Source organism: Holdemanella hominis, from assembly GCF_014306155.1.
Taxonomy (GTDB): domain Bacteria; phylum Bacillota_I; class Bacilli_A; order Erysipelotrichales; family Erysipelotrichaceae; genus Holdemanella; species Holdemanella hominis.
On sequence record NZ_JACRWH010000010.1, the window covers coordinates 1 to 26,704 of the forward strand.

The following is a 26,704-nucleotide window of genomic DNA, read 5'->3' on the forward strand; positions in this document are numbered from 1 at the left end:
AATCATGCAATCTAATTTTGCATTGTTTCTGTTAGTCATAGCCATTGTGATATCCTCCATAAACCCTCTATAATTATATCATTTTTGGCATAATAAATGGCAGAAACGTCGACTATTTTGGGTTTATGAAGTACGTTTCTGCCACAGATATTCTATCAGATTTTAAAAAGACTGTCGACAGTCACTTTGTCAACAGTCTGAAAGCACATTTAATGTGCTTTTATTATGTTTTCGTGTTTTATAGTATCATCTAGTTTATTATCGGTGATAATCATGTCAAAATCATCAATATTGGCTATTTTTGACATATACTTCTTATGGAATTTTGTATGGTCTGCCATACAAATTTTTTTATTGGAAGAATCAAGAATCGCTTTTTTAACTAAAGCATCACTCATGCTGGGAATGGATACGCCATAGTCTAAGTCAAGGCCTAATACGGAAATAAAGGCTTTATCGATATAATAGTTTTGAAAGAATTGAATGGTGCTTTCAGATAGAGCTGCCTGAGTTACAGGATTATAGGTGCCTGGAGCCATAATGATTTTCGCCTTGGTATTTCGATCTACATATTGAAGAATCTTCCAGAAATTTGTAAAGATTGTGATTTTTTTATGGTGTATACGTTTAAAGAGCTCAAGGCAGGTTGTACCACAATCCAAATAGATAGAATCTCCATCTTGAATGAGTGTACTAGCATAAATCGCGATTTCTTTTTTATCCGATTGTGACATACCTTCTTTGATTTCAAAGGAAGGTTCAGTTGAACTAGACTCATTGAGTGTGGCTCCTCCATAGCGCTTTGTGGCGAGTCCTTGGTTTTCTAGACTATCTAAATCTCTTCGTATGGTCATTAAGGAAACGGAGTATACTTTTGCGAGTTCACTTACTTGTACGGTTTTATCTTTTTTTAGTTTTTCATAGATTTCATATCTTCTTTGTGTTGTGTTCATAATTCTATTAAAGCACAAAAAGAAACAGAAGGGAACATGTTTATTTGTGTTCTTTTGAAATAAATTGTTTGATGTGAAAAGGTTATTGAATCAAAATTTTTCTGGTGTTAGTATACAGATGAACTTAAGGAGGATCTATTATGGAATTAATTATCGATTCATCAAATATTGAACAAATTAAAGAACTAAATGAGTTATTAACAATTACGGGTGTTACGACAAACCCTACAATATTAACAAAATCGAATAGAGAAGCAATGGATGTAGTAAAAGATCTTTGTGAGGTGTTGAGCGAAGATCAATTGTTGTTTATTCAAACGGTACAGACCTCTTTTGAAGGTATTATGGAAGAGGCAAAAATGATTTCTTCCATTCGTAATAAAAATATGTATGTAAAGATTCCGGTTACACATGAGGGCTTAAGAGCTATTAAAGAATGTAAAAAGTTAGGAATTCACACATTGGCTACTGCCATTTATACAGCGGATCAGGCTTTTTTAGCTGCAATGGATGGAGCTGAATATTTAGCACCTTATACAAATCGAATGTGTAATTATGGAGATGGTGTTCAGAATGTAAAAGACTTGATTGAAATGTTGAGAGTGAATCATATGCCGGCTAAAGTGATTGCGGCAAGCTTTAAAAATACATATCAAGTACATGAATTGATCAAGGCTGGAATTCAAGCTGTAACTGTTCCTTGTGATGTTTTATATCAAATGATTGATCATCCAGGAACAAAGATTGCGGTGGGTGAATTTAGCGTAAATTGGCAAAGAGCTTATAATCGTAATACATTGGAAAAGTAGAGAAATCTACTTTTCTTTTTAAAAAATAATTAGCACTTAAGTGTTGACAGTGCCAAAAATGGTGTTATACTATCATTAGCAATCACAAAGAGTGAGTGCTAAGCGCAAGGAGGTGCTTATTTATGAATATCGATCAAATGTCAGAGCGTTTGCAGAAGATTTTAATGGATGCCATTAATTTGGCAAAATCCAACCAACATCCAAGTGTGGATACTGTGGATATGTTGGAAACGATTTTTAAGGATGATGTATTGGACGGCTTGTTTGAGCGTATCGGCTTGGATAAAGGTCGTGCTTTACAGATGGCTCAACAAGAATCTAATCGTGTCGCAAAGAGCTCAACAAGTAATATAAATTTATCCAATGAAGTGCAGAAGTCGTTTGAAGATGCGCAAAACTGGGCGAGTCAACATGATGAAACTTATCTTTCAGTAGCTAGTGTATTCTTAGCTCTATTGTTTAATCGTTCTTATATTTCTAAAGAATTGGTAAGAACTTTTAACTTGAATAAGGATGCTTGCTACAAAGCTGAATTAGAGCGTCGTAATGGTAAAAAATTTGATACGCCAAATTCAGAAGAGAATGTAGAAGCTTTAAAGAAATATGGTCGTGATCTAGTTCAGGATGTGCGTGATGGTAAGATTGATCCAATTATTGGACGTGATGATGAAATTCGACGTGTTATGCAGATTTTATCTCGTAAGACAAAGAACAACCCTGTTTTGATTGGTGAACCTGGTGTTGGTAAGACAGCTGTTGTTGAAGGGATCGCATGGCGTATTATGAAGGGGGATGTGCCTGAGTCATTAAAAGAGAAACGCTTGATTGAATTGGATATGGGATCTTTGATTGCCGGTGCTAAGTATCGTGGTGAATTTGAGGAGCGTTTAAAATCCATTTTGGATGAAGTTAAAAAATCGGATGGACAAATCATCTTGTTTATTGATGAAATTCATAACTTGGTTGGTGCAGGTAAAACCGAAGGTAGTATGGATGCGGCTAACTTATTAAAGCCAATGTTAGCGCGTGGTGAACTACATTGTATTGGTGCAACAACTTTCAATGAATATCGTAAATATATTGAAAAGGATGCCGCTTTAGAGCGTCGTTTCCAAAAAGTACAAGTTGCTCAGCCAAGTGTAGAGGATACAATCAGTATTTTGCGTGGATTAAAAGATCGTTTTGAAAGTTATCATGGTGTACGTATTTTGGATGAAGCTTTAATTGCGGCAGCTACTATGTCCGATCGTTATATCACGGATCGTTTCTTACCAGATAAGGCAATTGACTTAGTGGATGAGGCTTGTGCTACGTTAAAGGTTGAAATGGAAAGTATGCCTCAAGAGTTGGATGAATTACAGCGTAAGATTTTACAACTTCAAATTGAAAAGACTTCTCTACAAAAAGAAGAAGATAAAAGGGCTATTGAGCGTCGTGAAGAAATTGAAAGTGAATTAGCTTCTTTACAATCAAAGCGTGATGAAATGCATTCTAAGTGGGAAGACGAAAAACATGGCTTGGCTAATGAAAAAGAGGATAAACAACGTTTGGAGAAAGCTCGTTTGGATTTAGAGCAAGCGCGTAATGAAGCTCGTTACGAAGATGCTGCTAAACTTCAATATGGCACGATTCCAGAATTAGAGGCTCGTATTCAAAAAGAGCAGGCAAGTCAAAAAGAGGATGCTTTGATTCAAGAAACGGTCAATGAAGAATTGATTGCGAAAATCGTTTCTAGATGGACAGGCGTTGAAGTGACTCGTTTGGTTGCCTCTGAAAGAGATAAATTATTGAATTTGAAGGAAGAACTTGAAAAACGTGTTGTTGGTCAAAATGAAGCTCTAGAACTTGTAACAGATGCAATCTTGCGTTCTAAAGCACAGATTCAAGATGAGAATCGTCCAATTGGATCGTTCATGTTCTTAGGTCCAACTGGTGTTGGTAAAACGGAGGTTGCCAAGGCTTTGGCTGAACAGTTATTTGACGATGAAAGACATATTGTGCGTATTGATATGAGTGAATACATGGAAAAACACAGTGTGGCACGATTAATTGGTGCACCTCCTGGATATGTAGGATACGATGAGGGAGGTCAATTAACGGAAGCTGTTCGTCGTAATCCATATAGTATTGTCTTGTTTGATGAAATCGAAAAGGCGCATCCAGATGTATTCAATGTGTTACTTCAAATTCTTGATGATGGTCGTATTACAGACTCGAAAGGTGTTACGGTAGATTTTAAGAATACAATTATTATCTTAACATCTAACTTAGGTAGCCAATATGCCTTTGAATCTGGTGATGTACATGATAAATATATGGAAGAAGTAAAGCGTCACTTTAAACCAGAATTCATTAACCGTATCGATGAAATTATTGTGTTCAACGCATTAGATGATTCGGCCTTTATTAAGATTGCCCACAAGTTTGTCGGCTTGCTACAAAAACGTTTGGCTGAACGTGACATTACATTGAATGTAAGTGATGCTGTATACAATCAGATCGCAAAGATGGGGGTAGATCCTGTATATGGTGCTCGTCCTATGAAGCGTTATATCCAAAGAAATCTTGAGACACAGATTGCCAAGGAAATGATTAAGACTGGCGCTATGCAAGGGGATGTAATCCATGTAGATTGTCAAAATGGCGAGTATACATTTGATATTCAAGGAAGATAATGAATTATCTTCCTTTCTTTTCTTATTTAGAGGTATAATAGTTTCAGGAAGTGTGCGCCAGTTCGGTGCCAAATATATAACTGGTGGGAATCCAGTCTGGTAAAACCTAGCAAGTTGCCAGTACCAAGTCCTTGGAGCACCAAAGGCTAACAACGGTGTTTAAGCGTAGGACAGGGAACAGGAACGCCGTAATGCGTAAGCGTGAAGTGATTGAGCTCCGTTAGAATTATCGATTGTGTGGGGTGGTCTACTACTTTCTTGGGTCACCAACAAGGATTAGTCGCTAAAGCGAGACTATGAAAACACACCGGAGTCCTAGAGCACGGCATACCTGATATTGTTATATTTGAAATACCTGGGAGGCCTGGATGGTTCTGTACATGAGACAGTAGGGAGTATCGGTCAATGCAATGATGAGTATGAACGAAGACCATTGAGGAGTCGGATTCGTCTATAGTACCATGGAAAGCAGTAATGACGCTAGAGGGAAGGGACGGACAATAAGTTGCTTTTGCAATCAAAACATAGAAAGCACAGGAGGCAAGTAATCTATGGAAAAAGAGAAAGCAGAAATAGCCAATCTCGTAGCAAGATATGACAGAGTACAGTCGTTAATGAAATATGTAAACAATGACACACTCAAGGAATCCTACAAAAAGCAACCGAAAGGAAAAGCGGTTGGAGTTGACGGGGTAACCAAGGAGCAATATGGAGAAAACATAGACGAAAATATTGAAAATCTGTTAATCAGAATGAAGAAATTTTCTTATAGGCCTTATCCAGTGCGCAGAGCCTTTATACCGAAAGGAAATGGGAAAATGCGCGGACTAGGCATTCCATCATTTGAGGATAAAGTTGTGCAAGGAGTCTTCAAGGAGATTCTAGAGGCAATCTATGAACCCAAATTCAAAGATTTCTCTTTTGGGTTTCGTCCAAACAGGAGTTGTCACGATGCAATACAGAGAGTGAACAAACATATCATGGCTAATAAGGTTAATTACATCTTAGACGCAGATATTAAAGGATTCTTCGACAACATCGACCATGATTGGATGATAAATTTTTTAGAGCATGACATAGCAGACAAGAATTTTATCAGATACATCAAACGATTTCTGATTGGTGGAGTTATGGAAGATGGTAAAACGACTGGCTACAGATTCAGGAAAAGTACAGGGAGGATTAATATCACCAGTACTGGCAAATGTGTATCTACATTATGTACTTGATACATGGTTCGATTATGTAAAGAAACGTGAATTCAGGGGCGAAATGTATATGGTACGCTATGCAGATGATTTTGTATGTCTGTTTCAATACGAGAATGAAGCGCAAAAGTTTTATCAGCTTTTAATAGAGAGACTAAAGAAGTTTGGTCTTGAAATTGCAGAAGATAAAAGCAGAATACTACCCTTTGGCAGATACAAGGGAACAAAGGAATCCTTTGATTTTCTTGGATTTACACATTACAATGCGAAAAGTCATTGGGGCAAATATTGTGTACTGCATAGAACAAGCAAGAAGAAGTTGAAAATGAAAAGAGAAGCCATTAAGAGATGGTTATGGGAACATATGCACGAAAGCATTAAGGATACCATTGAAGCGTTGAATGTGAGATTAACAGGACATTACAGATATTATGGAATTTATGGTAACTATGTCGGTCTACTAAAGTTCTATAAATATGTTCTAGTAGAATTGCGTAAAAGCAAGAGATGCAGAGACCAGACTAACTGGTTAACTTGGAATAAATATATAAATATCCTAAAGATACATCAACTGGAGTGTCCTAAGATATATTTAAATAGTGCTTATTAGGTGAATAATTTGTTGAAGAGCCGTATGCCTTAATAGGGCACGTGCGGTTCTGTGAGGGGCTTTTGAGACTTGAACCTCTCATCGCGAAATTATTTTATATTGATGAAAGGGGTGAAGGTCGAGACAAAGTCTACTCGACGATGTTATGTCTTTAAAAGATTGGATTCAAGAAAGTCATAATATAGTATTTTTTGGTGGTGCTGGTGTGTCTACAGAAAGTAACATTCCAGATTTTCGTAGTGATAATGGATTATATAAAAAGAAGTATCCATATCCGGCTGAGATTATGTTGTCACATAGTTTTTATTTAAGTCATCCTAAAGAATTCTTTGATTTTTATTTTAATCAGATGATTTATCCAGATGCCCAACCTAATAAGGCGCATCATGCTCTTTCAAAGCTTGAAAAAATGGGAAAGCTAAAAGGGATTGTGACACAGAATATTGATGGCTTACATCAGATGGCAGGTTCTAAAAAGGTCTATGAATTGCATGGAAGTGTTTTAAGAAATACTTGTACGCATTGTCAAACAAAATATTCTCTAGAGGATATGATGAAACTAAGAGATAATGAAGGTATTCCTAGATGTAGCAAGTGTGGTGCCATCATTAAGCCAGATGTTGTTTTGTATGAAGAAGGCTTAGATGAATATACATTGTATTCGGCTATTCATGCGATTGAGCAGGCAGATCTTTTAATTGTAGGTGGTACAAGTCTTGTCGTATATCCTGCGGCTGGTTTAATTAACTATTTTCATGGCAAACATTTGGTTTTGATCAATAAAGACAGTACAAATATGGATTCAAAGGCGGATCTTGTTATTCATGATTCGATTGGTAAGGTTTTAGATGATTCACTATGTGAAGTTTATGTGAAATAAACACTAAACTTGAAATTTAGACATAAATAAACTAAAATTTTATCATGTCAGAAAGAAACAAGAAATCTTTTATCCGTGATGGATTATATAACATAGAAAGAACAATGCAGTTAGACCCAGCAGCACATTCAAAATGGGAAGTGTTTTGGTTGTATCCACATATTAAGGCAATTGGTTTACATCGTATTGCTCATTGGTTTTGGGTGCGTAATCATACATTTATTGCGCGTTGGGTAAGTAATCGAGCAAGGCATTGGACAGGAATTGAAATTCACCCTGGTGCTGTGATTGGTCGTGGTTTGATGATTGATCATGGTATCGGAGTTGTGATTGGTGAAACGGCAATTATCGGGGATGATTGTCAGCTTTATCATGGTGTCACACTTGGTGGTACAGGAAAGCAACATGTCAAAAGACATCCAACTTTAGAGGATGGTGTATATATTGGCTGTGGAGCAAAATGTTTAGGAAATATCACTTTGAAAAAGGGATGTCGTGTAGGGGCAAATGCGGTCGTCTTAGAAGATGTTCCTGAAGGGGCAACTGCAGTAGGAATTCCTGCAAGAATTATAGAGAAGAAATAGGTGGTTGTATGTGGAAATATCGTTGTAAATCCCATTTAATAGCTTTAGTTGTAGCTTTTTTAGTTGGACTTTGCTTATGTGCGGTTGTATTTGCGAGTGGTATCGATATGAGTTCGGATATGTTGTCGAGTTCATTAAGTTCTGTACCAGGTGTAGATACAGAATCACTGAAACAGGTTTTAACGTATCTGCAAAATAATATGTGGATCTTATATGTAGGTGATGCCTTATTGATTTCAGGAATCATCAATATCATTTATATTGGACAATATGTAACAGCGCGATTCAACATCAGCCCATGGATCGTTATGTGTTTGATTTTCTTTTTACCTGAATACATGATCTATATTGGTGCCATTTTGGTTGTGCCTGCATTTGTTGTATGTATTTATGGAATGTTAAGTTTGCGCAAAAGCATTTCGAAAGAACGTCGCGAATTTAATTTTACAAGCGACGATGAATTGGTTCGTATATATAAGATTCATCATGAATTGGATGAGTCTTATAAGGATCTCGCAAAGACTTGTCGTAAAAATGTTCGTAAATTAACAGGTATTTATGCGTTAGGCATTGTTGCCTTATTTGCAATTTTAATTGCCGTAAATAATATGATGCTTCTAGCTGTATTATTGATGTTCTACTTATTTGCGTTTAATTTAGTGTTACGTTATCGTGCTGTATCCCTTTTACCAATCACAAAATTATTATATGAAGATTGTAATCCTGAGGCTTGTGCGAGTGCCATTATTTACTATTGCACAAATTCAAAGGGACATACGCGCTTGAGCCAGCATACATTGCTTGCACAATGCTTGATTTATTTAAATGATGCTGAACTTGCTCAAGATGTATTGATCAGTTATCCGCGTAAGGATGCTGCGAGTTCTTTACAATATTGGTCATTGATGTCGTATATTTATTATATGTTGAAGGATGAAGAGGCTTTATCTCGTTGTAAAGAAGAGGCGCAAAATATTCGTCTTCATTATGGACGTGCTGGTGTCATGATTCAAAGTGAAGAAATGGCGGCCATTGAAAATAAGATTCATCTTATGGATGGGGATTTGAATACTTGTAAGAAATATTATTTACAAGGTCTACAAAGAGCGAATTTTCCTTTCCAGCAAGTAGATTCATGTTACTATATTGCTTTGATCTCCTTTGTAGAAGAAGATTATAAATTGGCTCGCTTATATTTTGAAAAAGTACTTGAGCTTGGAAATCGTATGTATTTTGTGAAAAAAGCGAAAAACTACTTAGATAAGATTGAAAAGATCAATCCTGAAACATCCAGTGATGAAGTAGAATATTCGTAGTAAATGAAAAATAGATTTCGCAAAAGCCAGTAATGTGGCCAAACATAAATGTGAACACAAAACTCAATCCAATGTTGATAAAAAACAGGATTGAGTTTTTATTTAAGTGAACCGGAATATAAAGAAACCATTCAAGGATAAAACAGGCTACAAAAAGAATGGAAAGCCATACGTGAAGGTCTTTTAAAAGTGTTATATCGTTATAGGGAATACTACATGAAAGAATCATGCCTAAACAGATTAAGACATGATTTTTTTTATTGTAATTTACGTTATATTTTTCCCATATTTTTTTTGAATAATAATAAAATCCAATTGCCGAACTAAACGCCCATAGAAATAAATATATGGGGTGATGTAGTTGATTTCCTATATACGTCTGATTGTCATAGAAGATGTCAATCCAGCAAAATGGAAGGAAATTCAGGATGGTTTGAATTAAATAAACGTGAATATATGTTATAAATTTCATCATTGTTTCATTTTAGACAAAAAAACTCAAAAAATCAAAAAAATAATGAAAGTTTTCTGGAAAAAGTATTAAAAAAAACGTTTAAGAGTATGGAGGTGATGAGATGTCCGAATGGATTGAACAAGATCACATGGATGACAATCACTTGTATGTTCATTTGAAAAATCCAGAATTACTCGACCTATCCATTTTTGATCGATTATCGAACGATGATTTTTGTCTGCCTTGTATGTTGACAAACGAAAAAACGGCATCGATGGTGTATGCGATAGAAGGCTATATTCCTTTACATGATTTTTTAAGTCAGTATGTGTTTGAAAAAGAAGAAGGCTATATATTCTTGCATCAGTTATTTGAACAAGCCATCGCATCCAATCGCAATAAACCAGTTCTATTTGATCCAGACTACGTATTTGTCTCTAGTTTTGGAGATCGCTTTGCGTTTGTCGTGGTGCCCATTCAAATATCGAACTGGATGTTTCAAAAGGATATGTCAGAAAAATGGGTGGAGTATATCGCAAAAACGATGCAGACTACAACCGCTTTTGAAATTCCTGGATTTTTATTGAAGTTTTTAAAGAGTGCTGAGTTTAGTTTACCCAATCTTGTCTTAGGTCTGGATAATATACGAAATTTATATTATCCGAAAAAGCTATTTTTCTTTAAAAACAAGAGAATGCAGACATTTAAAGTCAAAGAACCCATACAAGCTTTCCATAAAGAGAAGCCTGTTGAATCTGTTTTGGAAGAAAAAACACAGCTTTTACAAGTAAAAGTAGATTTTTATGCCTACCTATTATGCGATCAGGAAAAATATGCATTGTGCAATGAAATCAATCTAGTAGGAAGAGCGATGGTATGTGATGTCCGTATACAGGATGCGAGTATATCTTTAAAACATGCCAAGATCGTATGTGAAAATGATCGGTACTATATACAAGATCTAAAGAGTACGAATAAGACGTATCTGAACGAAAAAGAAGTGAAACGCAAGATGCGATTAAAAGATGGAATGACGATAAGATTTGGTGATGTCGTGTGTGAATTTAAAGAACAATAGATATAAGGTCGTACATACCTATAATGCCAATGTTTATCGTGTTATGGATGAATTTAGTACATGTGTTTATATTTTAAAAATCTGTCCAGATTATGAAACAGAACGATATAAACATCAATTTAAAACAGAGATCAATGTGCTCTCTAACTTAAATTCGATCCATGTCCCTAGTTTGATCACTTGTTTTGAAGAAGACTTTGCACAATGTTTTGTCGAAACGTATATTCCAGGAATCAACGCAAGACAATACTTTCAAAACCATCGTTGTTTATTCAAAAAGTATCGTTTGCTAATTGATGTTTTAAAAGTCTTGCAAGACCTGCATCAGATTGGCTATCTCTATATTGATTTAAAACTTGAAAATATTATTTATTATCAGAACCATTTTTATTTAATTGATTTTAACGCATGTATTGAAAATCACTCACATGTGGCAGTGATGGCTTCAAAATCCAATTGTGCACCTGAATTATTAACATTGAGTGAAAAGGATATTCGTTGTGATATCTATGCACTTGGTTCTTTGATTCAAGAACTTTTCGGCATAAGTATGATGCCCATAGTTCTTTTGTGTCATCAAAAACAAGAGCGAAGAATATCTCGATTATCTACATTTAAGAACTTGATTTTTATACATATCATCATTCGAATCTTGCTTGTACTTTCTATATGTATTCTGTCTGTCTTCAGTACAAGTCCAAAAAGTGTCTTTGATGCGTACTACACCCATCATCAAATTGCCTTATTTGAAAAAGCGTATAAAGAGTCTGATAAACAAGATCGTTTATATACGTGGATCTCTAATGGATGGATCTTGGATGAAGTATATGTCAATGAACAAGCATCTTTATTTTTAATGGAGGAGGCAATAGCAACAAAAGATGCTACTTTGATTCGATATGTATATGATCGTGTTTCTTTAAATAAATGGCCAGAGCTTCAAGCACTTGTGCTGGTGTATTTAAATCCGGATGCCGCACATATTGATACGTGTGTTAAGCTGGTTAATTCAAATAACTTGCTTCTAAAAGATAAATTGAACGTGTTAAATCAATGTCTTCAGTTTGGTCTACATAAAGAAATCAAAATTTCGATTCAACCGATTAAAGACTGGATTGAAAGTATAAGTCCAGAGACATTAAAAACGTATCAAGCCGAATTTGAAAATCTAGGATGTAATTACTTGGAATATGTACTTTTATTACGAAATAAGGAGAGTGAAAATATGGAAATTCCAGTGGTTTTTATTGACAATTTAAAAAGTGAAAGATGGAAAGATCTTTATGAATTTTGGAGGAGTTTATGATTTCTCTACAAGATGTTGAATATACAGATTTTATATATTGGCAGGAAACAGAAAACTTTATAAATGGTGTGGCCTCTGCGACCGGGAATATTGAGTTGTTCTTTGATGAAAAAGTGGATCGAGATTCCAGTTTAGTTATTTATGATGGCAAAGAAATTGATTTAAACAACGAACATACTTTTATCGATATTCAAAAAGAAGGAATCACACAGCTTGTATATATTTTAAAAGATGTAGATGGCTATGCGTTACAGGAAGGTGAAAAGACAATTCTATTAGATACGACAATGCCAGATATTGTATTTAATACAAATAATCAAAAGATTCTGGATGTACTTCCTTTAGAAGATAAAGAAACCGTTCATGTAAAGATATTCGAACAAAATTTGAAAAGTATTGAGGTTTATTTAGATGATGAACAAATGGATTGTGAAGAACTTGAATTTGATGTGGATGTTACATCCAAAAATCAATCTTTACGAATAATCTGTACAGATATTGCACAAAATAAGTTGGAAAGAGAAATTAAAATTTTACCTATTAAATATCCTGAATGTTTATTAAATTCTGTCGTGTACACAAAAGAAAATCATTCTAACATGCAATTTGAATCTGTATGTAAACAGGCTTTTAATCTGCATGTGTATTGTGATGGTATATATTACTATTCACTTGATTTAGAAGACAAAAATCAAGTGTTGATTGATCATTCAAAAAATGGAAAGTATACATTTGAGTTAGAACATAAAGAGTATCCACAATTTAAAAAAAGTATCGAAGGCTCTATTGAATATTCCAATATTTTGCCAATAATCACATTAACTCCTTCAAGTAAGCTATCTAATGAGGATGTCATTGTGAAAGCAATCCGTAATGTATCTAAATTAGAAATAGGATATATAGATGTGGATCTCAATGGTATTAAAACGCGCTATGCGCTCAATGAAACGATTCATTTACCGGCCATACATAATCAGGATGTCATCTATTGTGTGAGTGCGTATGCCAAAGATATATATGGACATGAGGTAAGTGATCAAATTTATGTTCAAATCGATAAAAAAGCCCCTTCAAGTCAGTTGTTTATGAATAATGAAAGGGTTGTGGATCGCATGAATATAAAGAAACGCCCCAGCCTAGAATACAAGTATGATGCTTCAAATGCGTATATGCGGGTGGAATACTATTTAAATGATACTTTCATGGATATGGATTTTGAGAAAGTCTTTAATCGTATGGTCAAAGATGATGTATTAAAAATTGTGACATATACAAATGATGTGCTGATGAACCTAGAAAAGAAAGAATATGAATTTGTATTTAGTCCCGATAAAGAGATTGAAATGGTTTCAAAAAGTGAACAAGTTCTAGAAAAAGATGAAGTGGTTGAATTTGAACGTGTCTGGGTTGTAAATGACGATAATGAAGTGGTCTTAAAAAAGAATAAGAAACATATTCAAAAGGTTTCTAAGCCCAAAATTCACTATACGCGTAAAAAGAATAAGGTACAAATATGGTCTGAAGATAAGATCGAGTATGTTTTAGTCAATGGTAAGCGTGTACAGATTGAAAAAGATGTGATGGGACATGATTTTGTCGAGATTTCATTAAAAAAGAAAAAGACCTCAATTGAGGTAAAGACAAAGCATCGCAAAGTATTAAAAAAAGAAGAAATCAAAAGGTCAGCTGTGAGAATCACCTCTATACAGAAAATAAGAATGTGGCTCAAACAAATCTTTAAATTATGATCAAACTATGGCTATACACAGACAAATCCTGCCACTACTTTGACTTGAACTGCGCAAAGTCATTTTCAAAGTACTTCTTTGAAAAAAGAAGGAATGGTGTGTGTATTGTATGGAACCAATCTAAAAAAATATTGAGATATGGTGAATCGTGTATTCTAGATGAAGTTTTATTTTATTTAGAAGAAATAGAAAGTACAATGTGCCATTTTCCAATTTCTAAAAAGATAATGGTGGGAAGAAGTGAAGCATGTGATATTCAATTATGTACAAACGGAGTGTCTAGGTATCATTTTCAAATTGAAGAAGGTGTATTACAGGATTTTGATAGTTTAAACGGTACGTATGTCAATTCGAAACGAGTTAAAAGATGCAGCCTTTGTATGCAGGATGAAATCGTGTTTGCGAACATTCGCATGATTTATTTTAAAGATTATGTACTTTTGGATATGGTCAACAATCCTTATAGTAATGTAGAGCTAGATCGTAAAAATGCAACATATTATCCGTACTGTTTAAATATTGAAATGCCAAAGGTTCAAAAATTTGATATTCAGATGCCACAAATTATGCGTACAGTTCAAAAACAAAGTCTATTTAGTGCGATAGGACCGAGTTGTATGATCGCAAGTTCTGGTTTTGTCTCCTCCATTTTGATTGGATATCTTCAAAAACAAAGAATAGAATCACTCTTCACAAGTATGATCAGCTCTTTGACAATGGCATTTACTTTTATGGTGTATGGCCTTTACAACCGGAATTATCAATACAAATTAAGTGTAAAAGAGAGCAAAAAAAGTATCGATATGTATAATGCCTACATAGAGAAGATGTATGAAAAGGGTGTTATATCTAAAGGTACATTTAAAAAACAGATGGATGAATATATTACTAAATATATCGATACATACCAACACGAAAACAGAGATGTGATTTATGTAGGGTGTGCATACAATGCATGGTGCAAAATAAGTTATCGTGAAGTTTCGTATGAATATGCACTTGATGAGTTGATGCAAAAAAGAGAACAGTTAATCTCAAACTTAAATCAATTTGTACAATTTCCTATATTTTTAAGACAAGGCGAAGCTTGTTGGATTCAAGGAGATGTGAAGTCAAGTGTTATTTTATTTGAAAATTATTTGTGGTATTCCAAACAAAAACGTAAATGGGTATGGCTTCAGGAGTTTGATGGAATGAAACAAATTCTTTTAAATCCCTATTGTGCTATTTGTGAAAAAATCGATGCCGATACAATAGTCGTTGATATAGAAGGAAAATATCTTCCTAAGTCGTATTATTGTTTGATTTATGTGGGAAAACAAAAACCATCTTTCCATTATGACTACCAAATTGAAACAATTGCGATAACAGAATTAGGCTTGGATCGAAAACGATTTGTATTGCGGAATGAAGATTCAAATTTCTATGATCAACTAATCAAAATAGGTCCTGTTCGAAAATCTGAGTATGTAATGAAAGTTCCAGTAGGTATTGATGAGTCCCAACAAATTGTTGTTATGGATTTTCAAGAGTATGGGCCTCATGGCTTAGTTGCAGGAATGACAGGTTTTGGCAAGAGTGAATTTATTAGTTTTCTTTTGATGATGCTGATATGGCATAATACGCCTCAACAATTTCAATATATATTGATTGACTTTAAGGGCGGTGCCTTTGGACAACCCTTTTATGAATTTGCGCATTGTGCAGGAATTGTGACCAATTTAGATGCACAATCTATGGAACGTTTTTTTCAGAGCATGAATTATGAATTGGAGAAAAGACAGCGCTTGTTCTTAAAAGAAAAAGTATCGGATATTCATTCCTACAATAAGATCTGTACAATGTCACATTTATGGATCTTTGTGGATGAATTTGCCCAACTAAAAATGCGATTTCCACAATTTATGTCACAACTGCAGGAAATTGCTCGAATTGGAAGATCACTAGGCATCCATTTGGTTTTAAGCACACAAAAACCTTCTGGCATCATTGATGATCAAGTTTGGTCAAATACAACTTGGCGAGCTTGTTTTCATGTGAGTAGCGTACAAGATAGTCGAGAAATGCTTCAAAATGAAACGGCGTATCATTTAAAAAATCCAGGAGATATGATTCTTCAGCACCAACAAAAGAATCAATCTTGTCGAAGTTTTTATTTACAAAGTTCAATAGATGAAATATGTTGGCGTGAAATCAATGAGAAAAAAGAAGTACTGCATTCAAAACATCATGCGGGTAAGCGTGTCATGGATGTATTAAAGGATCAAATTCATGATTTAAAGGAAGCAAGAGAATGGGTGTTGTTGCCTAAAGATATTCCTGAATATGTATTTGGTGTGTTAGATCTTCCTTTTGAACAAAGACAATGTGAAATTGAATTTATGTCAATACAGTTGTTTTATACAAAAAGTCTAGATATTGTATATCGTTTGATCAAATATTTTGAAAATGAAACGATCTATGTCTATGGAACAAATATGTTGGATTCCTATGTAGATTTTAGTTTCTTTCAATCTCGCTATTTTTCAAAGATTCATGAAGGTGTTTGTATCATTTTCGAAGATGAGAATTTGAATCTTTCTGAATTGGATGAACATGTAATTTCGTTTGTGGTTACGAATAATGAAACCACAAATTTGAAATGGATCTTAAATAAGTATGTATTTGATATAGAGAGTTTAGATGATAAACGGATATTCTTTGACACCTACCATCTGCCTTCGTATCTAAATATGACGCTGTATCACAATGCATATGTTGAAATTTTATATCGAAAGATAAAAGAAACAGATCTTAAATCAAGGGCTACAAAATCGATGATATTTAATAAGGATAAAAATTGTATTGGTTTTGAATGTAAAGGCGATCGACCGGTTTTTATGGATGAAACAAAAAAGTTATTCATTTTATATATGCATACGGATTATGTGCATGAAGTAAATCGTATATGTGAGAGTTTAGCACATTTAAAAATTACGAGTGATTGGAATCAAGAGAGTGATGTATATGTCGTGTGTGTAGATGTGAGTTTATTGAATAAGGATGCATTTCAAAAGAAACTATACAATGCTCAAATTGTATGGGTTGGTTATGGTTTAAAAGAATATGGATATATGTTACAGCGAAAGCTTCCATATGAACATTTTGATTGTGTCTTTTTTAAAGATCAAAATGAAGGGGTTGGTATTTGTGAATGAGGTTGGTATATATTTGTCACTTGATCTAAGAATGGTATATGTATCTCAATTGTATGTTGTAAAAATGTTTTTGAATGAGTTTTTAGGTTATGAAATACAGTATGTGTTTAATGTGACAGGAAATTATTTTTTAGATTTAAATAAAACGTTTCAAGAAAATCAAATCGCTTATGGCGATATCTTAATCTACGGGAGGTAAAAATGAAAATATCAGTGGATTATTCCGAAGTATATCAGGCAAGTGTCTATGTGAAAAACAAAGCGGATAGCTATAATGATCTAATTCAGAATCTTTATAAAAAAGTGGAGCAGATGCAAAGTATCTGGCAGGGGGTGGATCATTTAGCTTTTCAAAATCAGCTAGAAGAATTTAGACCTTCATTAAAAGAAATGTATCAAGTAATTCTAGAATACAGCAATGTATTGAAGCAGACAGCTTCGGTTTACGAACAGCTTCAACAAGATCGTGTTGCACAAGCTAGATTGTTGTTGTAGAAGGAGAAAAGTATGGCACAAATTCAAATATCAAGTGAAGATGTAATGGCATATTCTAAGCAGGTGGATACGTATGCCAATGAGATTCGAACTGTATTTAACGAAATTGAATCCAGAATGTATTATGTGGAATCTATTTGGCAATCTCCAGCTTCGAAATACTTTATGGAACAATTTCAAACTTTGAATCCAGCAATGATGTCGTATTTAGATACGTTAGCACGCTTTTCTACGTATTTACATCAAACCGCAAATCTATATCAGGAAAACGAACAATCTTTGATGCGTTATGAATGAGATAAATTTCTACAATGCCTTGTCTAGTGATTTAAATGCGTTGTTAAATCAGACAAAAAATATTGTATCGAATGAAGAGTTTGTCTATGTGAATCAAAAGGTCAGTCGAATTCAATATTTAATTCAAATTCAGATGCAGGGGATTATGAATCGTGAACGGCGATAGTATAGCTTGTCAAAATCTAAGTCTTGAATATAAGGCGCTCGCTTCTAGGCCTCTATCTTCAAAAGATCCGACAATTAATGAAAGGCAATATCGCATCGCAAAAGAAATAATGGATATTGCGAATTATTTATCGAAGAGCGCATCTTTAATTGAGTCTTGCGAGCACAAACAAAGTGCTTGGAAACCTGGAAAGGTGAATTTGATCAAGTATACAAACTTGAATTTAGTTTCACAATTGACAAAACAGAGTCGCTATTCGTATGGTTCGATTCGTTATACAAAGTCATTTAAAGAATGGAATAAAAATTACACAAAGCCTTATTTCCATGTAGGGGCCAATGCCACACTTCTTGATGGAGAAATTAAATCGAGTATCAGTGCAAGAATATGGAAGAACAAGAAATTTGATCCGCGTATAGTATTAAATGCAGAGTCAAGTCTAGCGTTATTATCTTCTACAGTAAATGCGCGTATTGGAAATTCAAAAGTCTATGCGAGCGCTCGAGCAACAGGGCAAGTTGGTGTTGCGTATGCGACTTGTAAAGCTGCTTTTTCTAGGAAAGAACAGTCGTTTGAAGCTGGAGTTGGTGTTGCTGCCTTACGAGGCGAAACACGTTGTGTATTGAACATTCTTGGGGCGAAAGTCACTTTAACAGCACAAGGAAGTGTAGGTAGTGCAGAGGCCAATTTCTCTTATCATTTTTCTAGCAGGGAGTGGGAAATCGGCTCAAAACTTGGCTTTATTGCGGGACTGGGCTTTAAAATCAACGTAAGTTATTAGAAAGGAGTCGGCATGAAAGATTTATTACCGATTGGCAGTGTTGTCACTTTAAAAGAGGGGACAAAGAAGTTAATGATCATGGGGCGTCTTCAACAAAATATGAAGACAAAAAAACTCTATGATTATGCGGGATGTTTATGGCCAGAAGGCTATATGGATAAGGAGCATTGTTACGTATTTGATCATGAGGATATAGATTGTTTATTTTACATAGGGTTACAGGATATAGAAGAATTTAATTTTCGATTTGAACTGGATGAAATGATGAAAAAAATGGGCCACTAGACTATTGTCTAATGGCCTTTTATTTAGTCGTCTGATTCAGATAAATCTGGTCTAGAAACTAGATATTCAGGATTGTTTGCCTTTAAATTATTGAATACATCTTGATCGTGTACTTCAAAATTATATTTCTTTAAATAATAAACAAGACAAGCTTTTGTGACGTCATCATCACTGTTCAATGTTGTATATACATCATCTTTAATGTCTTTATATGTATTAGATACTAATACGGCAACATATGCATATGTTGTTCCACTGCTTTCGTTTGTGAAGACTTCGTCAATGACTCCGGCTTTTTTTGTCTTTGACAATGTATTGATCAAACGAGTTGATAAATCCGTTGTCTTTGTCGTTACCAATGTTTCTTTTCCAGAATATTTTGCAGAATCAACCATGTATTGTTGAGCTACTTCTTCTGGATCTGTTCCGTTCTTTAATGCCTTCAAAGCTTTTTTAGCAGTTGCCTTATTCTCACATTGAATGATACGAGCTTTACTTGGTTTATATGTTTTTTGGATGTCTTTCTTTGCGTCTGTGAAGTATTTTTCGGTTAATTCACTTGCTTGTAAACTTGGGATTAGAACTTTATTCATATATTGTGTGCTGTTTTTATATCCCAATGATTGAATTTGTTCATCAAAGTTTCCCATGTTTTCTTTGTAGTTGTTAACTTGTTCTTGTGCTTTTTCCTTCATTTCCTTTGTAACTTTGACTTCTTGTTTGTAGATAGCCTGTTTTACAAGTTCCATTGTAAGATCTGTACCAGTAGATATTTTTAACAAATCATATTCATCACCCTTAGTGTATTTTGTGTCACCAATAGTCATAATTGTTTCATCTTTATCCTTAATAGTTGCGGTTGCTCCAGAGCATCCTGTCAACATCATGGCAGCACATACGAATAATATAGGTGTCTTTTTCATTATTGATCACCTCCATAAGTTGTTTTTACATAGCTGTCGAATTTTTTCTTTGTGTCTTTATCGTTGAATTTAATATCTAATTTTTTTGCATACGAATCTAAAATCTTGTATGAAAGAGAAGAATCGCTGTTTAAGATGGCATACAATGCTTGGTTTGAAACGGTGTCACTTTTTGCGTTAAAAATCTTCTTTGAATTTGTTTCTTTTACATATACCTTATATAAGCTTGTTCCACTTGAACTTGTAACTGTGATCCAGTCACTTGTTTCACCTTTTTTAAGGCCGATTGCAGCTGTCACTACATCAGCAGGAACAGTTGATGTTGAATTTGAGCCTGAACTTGTTGAGTTTGAATCTACATATCCTGCAAATCCATTTTTATTAGCGGTATTTGAATCTTCAGAGAAGGCTTTAGCGACATCCGCAAAGCTTTCTTTTTCTAAAGCCTTATCAATATTACTTTTCTTTTTAGTTTCTGTTTCTGTTAGATTATCGGCATCACTAACATCCATTTTAATAATGGATACGGTTCTTGGGCTTTTATCTTCCCAAGCTTTTTTCACTTCATCAAAATGTTTAGTGATATATTTTTTATTCATTTCTTTTTCTTTTACACTTGTTAAGCAATAATCATTAAGTTCTTCATAGGATGCATAACCATATTTGGCAAGCTCTGTTGTTAGTGTAGATTCATAGTCATCACTTTGACTAGATGCGTTAGATTTAATATTAGACTCTAATGTGCTTGCCTGTTTCTTTAAATCTTTTGTAGTTTTGATAGATTGATCGATAACGGCATTTTTATACATATTGTAGATAGTAGAGCCATCATAAGGTGTGGATTCATCATATAAATCATCAGCGGTAATGTCATCCTTATTAATAGAAGCAATAACTTGTTCATTGTTGGTTGTTTTTGCGGAAACATTATCTTTATTGGTGTCGTAGATGAAGTAGCCAATAAAACCAATAATGATGATGGCAATAAGTACAACAAACCAGTTATTTCGTAAAATATCAGTCATAATTAACCTCCTTGAGAATGTCTTTTCAATTATACGAGATATCTTTTTAAATTGCAATGAAGGCTCGAGATGTATTAATTGAGATTTTAATAATTATTTGGTATTATATTGCAGTGAAAAGAGGTAGAAGGTATGGCAGATTTGGTCATTAAGGATCTTCATGTATCCGTGGAGAATAAAGAAATTTTAAAAGGGTTGAGCTTAACTGTAAAATCAGGTGAGCGTCATGCTCTAATGGGACCTAATGGAAATGGTAAGTCTACATTGCTTGCAGCCATTATGGGTAATCCAAAATATACAGTTACATCTGGTTCGATTACATTAGATGGAAAGGATGTACTACAAATGTCAGTCGATGAAAGAAGTAAGGCAGGACTTTTCTTGGGTATGCAATATCCTAGTGTTGTTTCTGGTGTTACAAACTCTGACTTTTTAAGAAGTGCAATCAATGCGCGTTTAGAAAAACCAATCTCATTATTTAAATTTATCAAAGAAATGGATAAAGCTATTGAACAATTAGAAATGAAACCAGACTTGGCTCATCGTTTCTTAAATGATGGTTTTAGTGGTGGTGAAAAGAAACGTAATGAAATCGTTCAAATGATGATGTTAAAACCGGCAATTGCGATGTTGGATGAAATTGACTCTGGACTTGATGTCGATGCATTGCGTATTGTTTCTGATGCCATCAACCAATGTCAGCAACAAACAGATCTTGGTTTATTGATCGTATCTCACTATGCACGTTTCTATGAATATTTACAGCCAACACATGCTCACGTATTAATGGATGGACAAATTGTTGTATCTGGTGATGCAAGTTTAGTTGAAAAAGTTGACCAGGATGGATATGAATGGATTGAAAAAGAGTACCACGTAACCGCAAATAAAGAAGAAGATAAACAACCTATTTCTTTAGGTTCTTGTGGAGCTAAAAAATATGCTTAATCACAAGGAAGTACACAATAGCGAAACTTTAAACATTCAAATTGATCGTCATGATCAAAAATCATATTTAATTGAATTGAGTAAAGATTGTACAAAATTTGATTTGAATGTGGAGTGTTTAGAAAATTCTTTTTCAAAATTCTTTATTTTAAACCATGCTGAAAGTGCGTGCGAATTAAACATTAATATGGTACTTAAACAAGATGCCAACTGCCAAATGGGTGTCTTGGATCTAGAAAAAAGCCCATTGAAATGGAATCACTATGTGGATCTAAAAGAGCAGGGTGCTGAATATGAAATTTTAAGTGGTCAATTATGTCAGGAACACATCGAAAAAGTATGCGATATGGAAGTAAGACATAATGCGCCTCATACAAATGGTCAAATGAAAAACTTTGCCGTTTTATTTGATCATGGACAATATCAAATGGTTGCCAATGGAAACATCAAAAAAGGATGTTTCGATGCTCAGTCTCATCAGGCAACGCGTGTATTAACTTTGGGTCAGGGACATAAGACAAAAGTTATTCCACTATTATTAATTGATGAAAATGATGTAAAGGCAAGCCACGCTCTAACAATTGGACAGCCAGATGCTGATCAGCTATATTATCTACAGTCTCGTGGATTGAGCACAAAACAAGCTGTTGGATTGTTAAGTGTTGGTTATTTCTTGCCAGTTATTGATTTAGTAGAAGATGAAGAATTGAAAGATAGTCTTCGTCAAGAAATGGAAAGTAAGGTTGGATTATATGGACATCAGTAAAATTCGTAAAGATTTTCCGATTTTAACGCGTAAGATGTCTGATAAACCTCTAGTGTATTTAGATAATGGGGCTACGACATTAAAGCCTCAACCCGTGATTGATGCCGTAGTGAATTATTATACATACCTTGGTGCTAATGCTCACCGTGGTGATTATGAAATGAGTGCACAGGTCGATGCGGCTTTTGAAGGGGCTCGTGTTCGTACTCAAAAATTCTTAAATGCGAAACACAAAGAAGAAATCGTTTTTACTTCAGGCTCGAGTGAAGGTTTGAATCTTGTAGCTATGATGGTTACAGAACAGCTTTTACATGAAGGTGATATCATTTTAAGTGACGAAAGTGAACATGCCTCAAGTATCTTGCCTTGGATGCAGGCGGGAAAGAAAAAAGGGACTAAAATCGATTACATTCCTTTGGATGAAGAGGGTAAGATCACAGTTGAAAACTTTAAACGTGTCTTAACTGATCAAGTTAAAGTTGTTGCGATGGCGATGGTTTCTAATGTTTTGGGTTTTGTGGCTCCCGTTAAGGAAATCGCCAAGATCTGTCATGAACGAGGCATTTTGTTAGTGATTGATGGAGCGCAGAGTACTCCTCATTTAAATATTGATGTGCAGGATTTAGATTGTGATTTCTATGCATTTAGTGCTCACAAGATGTGTGGTCCTACAGGCGTAGGTGCTTTATATGGCAAGAAAAAATGGTTGGATCAACTAGAACCAATTTTCTATGGTGGTGAAAGTAATGCGCGCTTTGACAAGTCTTGTTCATTAACTTTAAGGGAAACGCCATTAAAGTTTGAATCTGGAACACAACCAATTGAAGGTGTAATTGGTATGGCAGCTGCCATGGATTATTTGGATGCGATTGGAAAAGAGAATGTTCATGCGCATGAAGTAGAATTAAAGGAATATTTCTTAAAAAAAGCAGAAGCTTTAGGGAATATTGTTGTATATAACGAAAATGCGAAGAGTGGAATTGTGACATTTAATGTGAAGGATAAAGATCAAATGATTTTTGCACAAGATGTCGCTAGCTATTTAAATACATTTGGCATTGCCGTTCGTTCAGGACAGCATTGTGCTAAATTACTTCCGGAAGTGTTGAAGACTCCGGGTACTTGTCGTGCAAGTTTCTATTTGTACAACACAAAAGAAGAAGTCGATCAATTGATTGATGCTTTGAAGAATGCGACAGTGGAAAACTGTGTCAGCATTTTCTTTTAGGAAGGAAGCTTAATTATGTCAAATATTGATCCAATGTTGATGCGCCAGATTATTATGGATCATTATGACTATCCTCGTAATAAAGAATTGACAAAAGACAATGGTTACATGTCACGTCATATGGCGAGTGATTCTTGTATTGATGATATTACGGTGCAGACAAAAATTTCAGATGGAAAAATTGATGATATTCGTTTTGATGGGGTTGCCTGTACAATTTCAACAGCTTCGACTTCAATTATGTCTGAACTATTAATAGGAAAGACAACAGAAGAAGCAAAAGAAATTATGGACAATTATTTCAAAATGATTGATCAAAAAGAATATGATGAAGATGTTTTAGATGAGGCCATAGCGTTTCAAAATGTTGGAAAACAAGCCAATCGTATCAATTGTGCCACAATTGGATGGAAGGCTATGCGTGAAATGATTAAGGAAAGTGAGGATGGAAAAGATGAGTAACGAAAAAGATATCACACTTTCTAGTGAATATGAATATGGTTTTCATGATGAAGATGTCAGTGTTTATAAAACCCAAAAGGGATTGAATGAAGAAACAGTTCGTACGATCTCTAAAATCAAAAATGAGCCTGAATGGATGTTGCAGCTAAGACTTGATGCATACCATTCTTTTGAAAAGCAACAAAATCCAAATTGGGGTCCAGATTTAAGTGAAATCAACTTTGATGACTATACATACTACATCAAACCAAGTGATAAGCAGGAAAAGTCATGGGATGAAGTTCCAGATACGATTCGTAATACGTTTGATAAGCTAGGAATTCCGGAAGCGGAACAAAAATTCTTGGCCGGTGTATCTACACAATATGAGAGTGAAGTTGTATATCACAATATGTTAGAGGAAGTGGAAGAGAAGGGTGTTATCTTCTTGGATACGGATTCTGCATTAAAGGCATGTCCAGATTTATTAAAGGAATATTTTGGTAAACTTGTTCCTTATACAGACAATAAATATGCAGCTTTAAATACAGCAGTATGGTCTGGTGGATCCTTTATTTATGTACCGAAGGGTGTGAGGTTGGAAAAACCACTTCAATCCTATTTCCGTATCAACTCCATGCAGATGGGACAGTTTGAAAGAACGTTGATCATTGTAGATGAGGGTGCTGATGTACATTATGTAGAAGGATGTACTGCACCAACGTATTCAAAAGATTCTTTACATGCGGCAGTTGTAGAAATTTATGTACATAGGAATGCGAAGTGTCGTTATTCAACGGTACAAAACTGGTCAAGCAATATCTTGAACTTAGTGACTAAGCGTGCAAAAGTATTTGAAAATGGACACATGGAATGGATTGATGGAAATGTTGGTTCCCATGTAAATATGAAGTATCCAGCTTGTATTTTGGCTGAGCCATACGCAAAGGGAACAACGATTTCGATTGCGGTAGCCGGTGAAAACCAGATTCAGGATGCAGGAAGTAAAATGATTCATTTAGCTCCTCATACTTCTAGTACAATTATTTCTAAATCTATTGCACGTAATGGTGGTGAAGTAAACTATCGTGGTTGGGTAACACATTCTAAAAATGCAGCATATGCCAAGAGTAAAGTAGAATGTGATACTCTGATTTTAGATAAGAAATCACGTAGTGATACAGTTCCGATGAATGTATCTTATAATGATACGTCTCAAATTGAACATGAGGCGACAGTTTCAAACATTAGTGAAGAACAATTGTTCTATTTAATGTCTCGTGGTTTAACCCGTTCTCAAGCTACGGAAATGATCGTTATGGGATTCTTAGAACCATTTACGCGTGAACTTCCAATGGAATATGCGGTTGAATTGAATCAAATGTTGAAACTGGATATGAGTGACAGCATTGGATAAGCGAAAGTTGTGCATTCAAAGGCGTAGTTCATTATCAAATTCAAAAAGATTTGAAAAGGAAAAGGCAATCACTAATTGTGTTTTGCCTTTTTTAAAAGGAAAAATAGGAACATATATTCCAATTCGAAATGAAGTGGATGTATATGCAAAGTTTCGTGATGAATTTGATTTATATATACCTAAGACGTTAGATGATACTACGATTGCCTTTTATTCGGATTACGAAGAAAAAAGTAAGGGTCCATTTTCAACAATTGAACCCATTGGGATGCATGAGGTAAAAGATTTAGATGTGATTCTAGTACCGATCGTTGGATTCTTTGGTACGTATCGAATGGGGTATGGAAAAGGCTATTATGATCGGTATTTAAGTAAAAGTTCTGCATTGAAGATTGGGGTAGCATTTGATGTGCAGGAAATGGAATTTGATGTAAAACCAACCGATGTAAAGTTAGATATGATCATTACAGAATCGAGGATATTACGATGAAGATATTATTTTTTGGGGATAGTAATACGTGGGGCTATGATGCCAAAAATGCGTCTAGACAACCAAATCGTTTTACGCAGCTTGTTAAAAAGGTATTTAGTGAACATGAAATTATTGAGGAAGGCTTATGTGGTCGAACATTGTGCTTGGATGATCCGTATGATGCAGATCGTAATGGAGCTAAAATGATTTCGATGGTTTTAAAAACGCATGCTCCCATTGATGTTGTGTTTATTATGTTGGGAACGAATGATGCGAAGCGCCAATTTTCAACGAATTCCATTTCTTTAGAGAAAGGGATTCGTACTTTGATGTATAGAGCTTTAAATCCGGAAAACTATCGTGATGGATCTAAACTACCTAAATTTTTTGTGGTGTGTCCACCTAAAATGAATGTGGATGGCTTAAAGAATGAAAGAACAGTCAGTAATTTTGGTCAAGCTGGATTTGATATCTTAGCGAATACAAAGCCATACTTAGAAAAAGGTTGTTCTGGTTTGAATGTAGAAGTGATTGATACGAGTGCTGTAGCTGGAAGTTTGGATGGAATCCATATGGATGAGAAGGGTCATAAACTTGTGGCGGATGCCTTGATATCTATGATTAAAGAATTATAAGAAGGGA

At 34.7% G+C, this 26,704-nt stretch carries 25 protein-coding genes and 1 pseudogene; 23 read left to right on the forward strand and 3 right to left on the reverse strand.

Going from position 1 to position 26,704, the window contains the following annotated elements; translation table 11 throughout:
* Positions 1 to 209: 209 nt before the first annotated feature.
* Positions 210 to 953: a DeoR/GlpR family DNA-binding transcription regulator gene (locus H8911_RS04090; RefSeq protein ID WP_186998791.1), complete on the reverse strand. Its 744-nt coding sequence runs from the start codon at positions 951 to 953 to the stop codon at positions 210 to 212.
* Positions 954 to 1,093: 140 nt separating this feature from the next.
* On the opposite strand from H8911_RS04090, the gene H8911_RS04095 reads away from it, so the two are divergent.
* From H8911_RS04095 to H8911_RS04165, 16 genes and pseudogenes are all read left to right on the forward strand, one after another.
* Positions 1,094 to 1,762 carry a transaldolase family protein gene (locus tag H8911_RS04095; protein WP_186998792.1) on the forward strand — a complete coding sequence of 223 codons (669 nt, stop codon included), beginning with the start codon at positions 1,094 to 1,096 and terminating at the stop codon, positions 1,760 to 1,762.
* 122 nt (positions 1,763 to 1,884) lie between these two features.
* Positions 1,885 to 4,437 carry an ATP-dependent Clp protease ATP-binding subunit gene (locus H8911_RS04100; RefSeq protein WP_186998793.1) on the forward strand — a complete coding sequence of 851 codons (2,553 nt, stop codon included), beginning with the start codon at positions 1,885 to 1,887 and terminating at the stop codon, positions 4,435 to 4,437.
* 818 nt (positions 4,438 to 5,255) lie between these two features.
* Positions 5,256 to 6,255: pseudogene (locus H8911_RS12370) on the forward strand (reverse transcriptase domain-containing protein).
* Positions 6,256 to 6,400: 145 nt separating this feature from the next.
* The gene (locus H8911_RS04110) at positions 6,401 to 7,135 is read left to right on the forward strand and encodes an NAD-dependent protein deacylase (protein WP_117924202.1); all 735 of its coding nucleotides are present in this window, start codon (positions 6,401 to 6,403) and stop codon (positions 7,133 to 7,135) included.
* A gap of 44 nt (positions 7,136 to 7,179) precedes the next feature.
* Complete coding sequence (gene epsC / locus H8911_RS04115; protein WP_117924200.1) at positions 7,180 to 7,719, forward strand: serine O-acetyltransferase EpsC; 540 nt, start codon at positions 7,180 to 7,182, stop codon at positions 7,717 to 7,719.
* Between the two features lie 8 nt (positions 7,720 to 7,727).
* Positions 7,728 to 9,035 carry a hypothetical protein gene (locus tag H8911_RS04120; protein WP_186998794.1) on the forward strand — a complete coding sequence of 436 codons (1,308 nt, stop codon included), beginning with the start codon at positions 7,728 to 7,730 and terminating at the stop codon, positions 9,033 to 9,035.
* Positions 9,036 to 9,610: 575 nt separating this feature from the next.
* Entirely contained in the window at positions 9,611 to 10,567 is a 957-nt protein-coding gene (locus tag H8911_RS04125; RefSeq protein ID WP_117924196.1) for an FHA domain-containing protein, read from the forward strand.
* Positions 10,548 to 11,873, forward strand: coding sequence for a protein kinase family protein (locus tag H8911_RS04130; RefSeq protein WP_186998795.1), 1,326 nt, complete (start codon positions 10,548 to 10,550; stop codon positions 11,871 to 11,873). The genes H8911_RS04125 and H8911_RS04130 overlap by 20 nt, the downstream gene beginning before the upstream one ends.
* Positions 11,870 to 13,621: a hypothetical protein gene (locus H8911_RS04135; protein WP_186998796.1), complete on the forward strand. Its 1,752-nt coding sequence runs from the start codon at positions 11,870 to 11,872 to the stop codon at positions 13,619 to 13,621. The genes H8911_RS04130 and H8911_RS04135 overlap by 4 nt, the downstream gene beginning before the upstream one ends.
* Positions 13,622 to 13,719: 98 nt before the next feature.
* On the forward strand, positions 13,720 to 16,818 hold the full coding sequence (locus H8911_RS04140) for an FHA domain-containing protein (RefSeq protein WP_186998797.1): 3,099 nt from the start codon (positions 13,720 to 13,722) through the stop codon (positions 16,816 to 16,818).
* Positions 16,819 to 16,849: 31 nt separating this feature from the next.
* Positions 16,850 to 17,017, forward strand: a complete 168-nt coding sequence (locus H8911_RS12375; protein WP_222620943.1) for a hypothetical protein — start codon at positions 16,850 to 16,852, stop codon at positions 17,015 to 17,017.
* Between the two features lie 2 nt (positions 17,018 to 17,019).
* Positions 17,020 to 17,313, forward strand: a complete 294-nt coding sequence (locus tag H8911_RS04145) for a WXG100 family type VII secretion target (protein ID WP_186998798.1) — start codon at positions 17,020 to 17,022, stop codon at positions 17,311 to 17,313.
* A 12-nt stretch (positions 17,314 to 17,325) separates the two neighbouring features.
* Entirely contained in the window at positions 17,326 to 17,610 is a 285-nt protein-coding gene (locus H8911_RS04150) for a WXG100 family type VII secretion target (protein WP_186998799.1), read from the forward strand.
* A complete protein-coding gene (locus tag H8911_RS04155; protein ID WP_154555723.1) occupies positions 17,603 to 17,776 on the forward strand; it encodes a hypothetical protein in 174 nt (57 codons plus the stop codon). Before H8911_RS04150 ends, H8911_RS04155 begins: the two co-directional genes overlap by 8 nt.
* On the forward strand, positions 17,763 to 18,557 hold the full coding sequence (locus H8911_RS04160) for a hypothetical protein (protein WP_186998800.1): 795 nt from the start codon (positions 17,763 to 17,765) through the stop codon (positions 18,555 to 18,557). Before H8911_RS04155 ends, H8911_RS04160 begins: the two co-directional genes overlap by 14 nt.
* A gap of 12 nt (positions 18,558 to 18,569) precedes the next feature.
* Positions 18,570 to 18,842 carry a DUF4176 domain-containing protein gene (locus H8911_RS04165; RefSeq protein WP_117924795.1) on the forward strand — a complete coding sequence of 91 codons (273 nt, stop codon included), beginning with the start codon at positions 18,570 to 18,572 and terminating at the stop codon, positions 18,840 to 18,842.
* Positions 18,843 to 18,865: 23 nt separating this feature from the next.
* On the opposite strand, the gene H8911_RS04170 is transcribed toward H8911_RS04165, so the two are convergent.
* A complete protein-coding gene (locus H8911_RS04170; protein ID WP_186998801.1) occupies positions 18,866 to 19,765 on the reverse strand; it encodes a peptidylprolyl isomerase in 900 nt (299 codons plus the stop codon).
* Positions 19,765 to 20,790, reverse strand: a complete 1,026-nt coding sequence (locus tag H8911_RS04175; protein WP_117924791.1) for a peptidylprolyl isomerase — start codon at positions 20,788 to 20,790, stop codon at positions 19,765 to 19,767. Before H8911_RS04175 ends, H8911_RS04170 begins: the two co-directional genes overlap by 1 nt.
* A gap of 132 nt (positions 20,791 to 20,922) precedes the next feature.
* Between H8911_RS04175 and sufC the strand changes: the two genes are divergently transcribed.
* From sufC to H8911_RS04210, 7 genes are read left to right on the forward strand one after another with little or no spacing between them, the layout of a single operon-like run.
* Positions 20,923 to 21,738, forward strand: a complete 816-nt coding sequence (sufC, locus tag H8911_RS04180) for a Fe-S cluster assembly ATPase SufC (RefSeq protein WP_117924789.1) — start codon at positions 20,923 to 20,925, stop codon at positions 21,736 to 21,738.
* Complete coding sequence (locus tag H8911_RS04185; RefSeq protein WP_186998802.1) at positions 21,731 to 22,504, forward strand: SufD family Fe-S cluster assembly protein; 774 nt, start codon at positions 21,731 to 21,733, stop codon at positions 22,502 to 22,504. Before sufC ends, H8911_RS04185 begins: the two co-directional genes overlap by 8 nt.
* Positions 22,491 to 23,732, forward strand: a complete 1,242-nt coding sequence (locus H8911_RS04190; protein ID WP_186998803.1) for an aminotransferase class V-fold PLP-dependent enzyme — start codon at positions 22,491 to 22,493, stop codon at positions 23,730 to 23,732. Before H8911_RS04185 ends, H8911_RS04190 begins: the two co-directional genes overlap by 14 nt.
* Positions 23,733 to 23,747: 15 nt before the next feature.
* The gene (gene sufU / locus H8911_RS04195; RefSeq protein ID WP_117924783.1) at positions 23,748 to 24,194 is read left to right on the forward strand and encodes a Fe-S cluster assembly sulfur transfer protein SufU; all 447 of its coding nucleotides are present in this window, start codon (positions 23,748 to 23,750) and stop codon (positions 24,192 to 24,194) included.
* Positions 24,178 to 25,590 (forward strand): Fe-S cluster assembly protein SufB, encoded by a 1,413-nt coding sequence (sufB, locus tag H8911_RS04200; RefSeq protein WP_370633230.1) that lies wholly within the window; start codon positions 24,178 to 24,180, stop codon positions 25,588 to 25,590. Before sufU ends, sufB begins: the two co-directional genes overlap by 17 nt.
* Complete coding sequence (locus H8911_RS04205; RefSeq protein WP_186998804.1) at positions 25,583 to 26,080, forward strand: 5-formyltetrahydrofolate cyclo-ligase; 498 nt, start codon at positions 25,583 to 25,585, stop codon at positions 26,078 to 26,080. Before sufB ends, H8911_RS04205 begins: the two co-directional genes overlap by 8 nt.
* Positions 26,077 to 26,697 (forward strand): GDSL-type esterase/lipase family protein, encoded by a 621-nt coding sequence (locus H8911_RS04210; RefSeq protein WP_186998805.1) that lies wholly within the window; start codon positions 26,077 to 26,079, stop codon positions 26,695 to 26,697. The genes H8911_RS04205 and H8911_RS04210 overlap by 4 nt, the downstream gene beginning before the upstream one ends.
* The last annotated feature ends 7 nt before the right edge of the window (positions 26,698 to 26,704 follow it).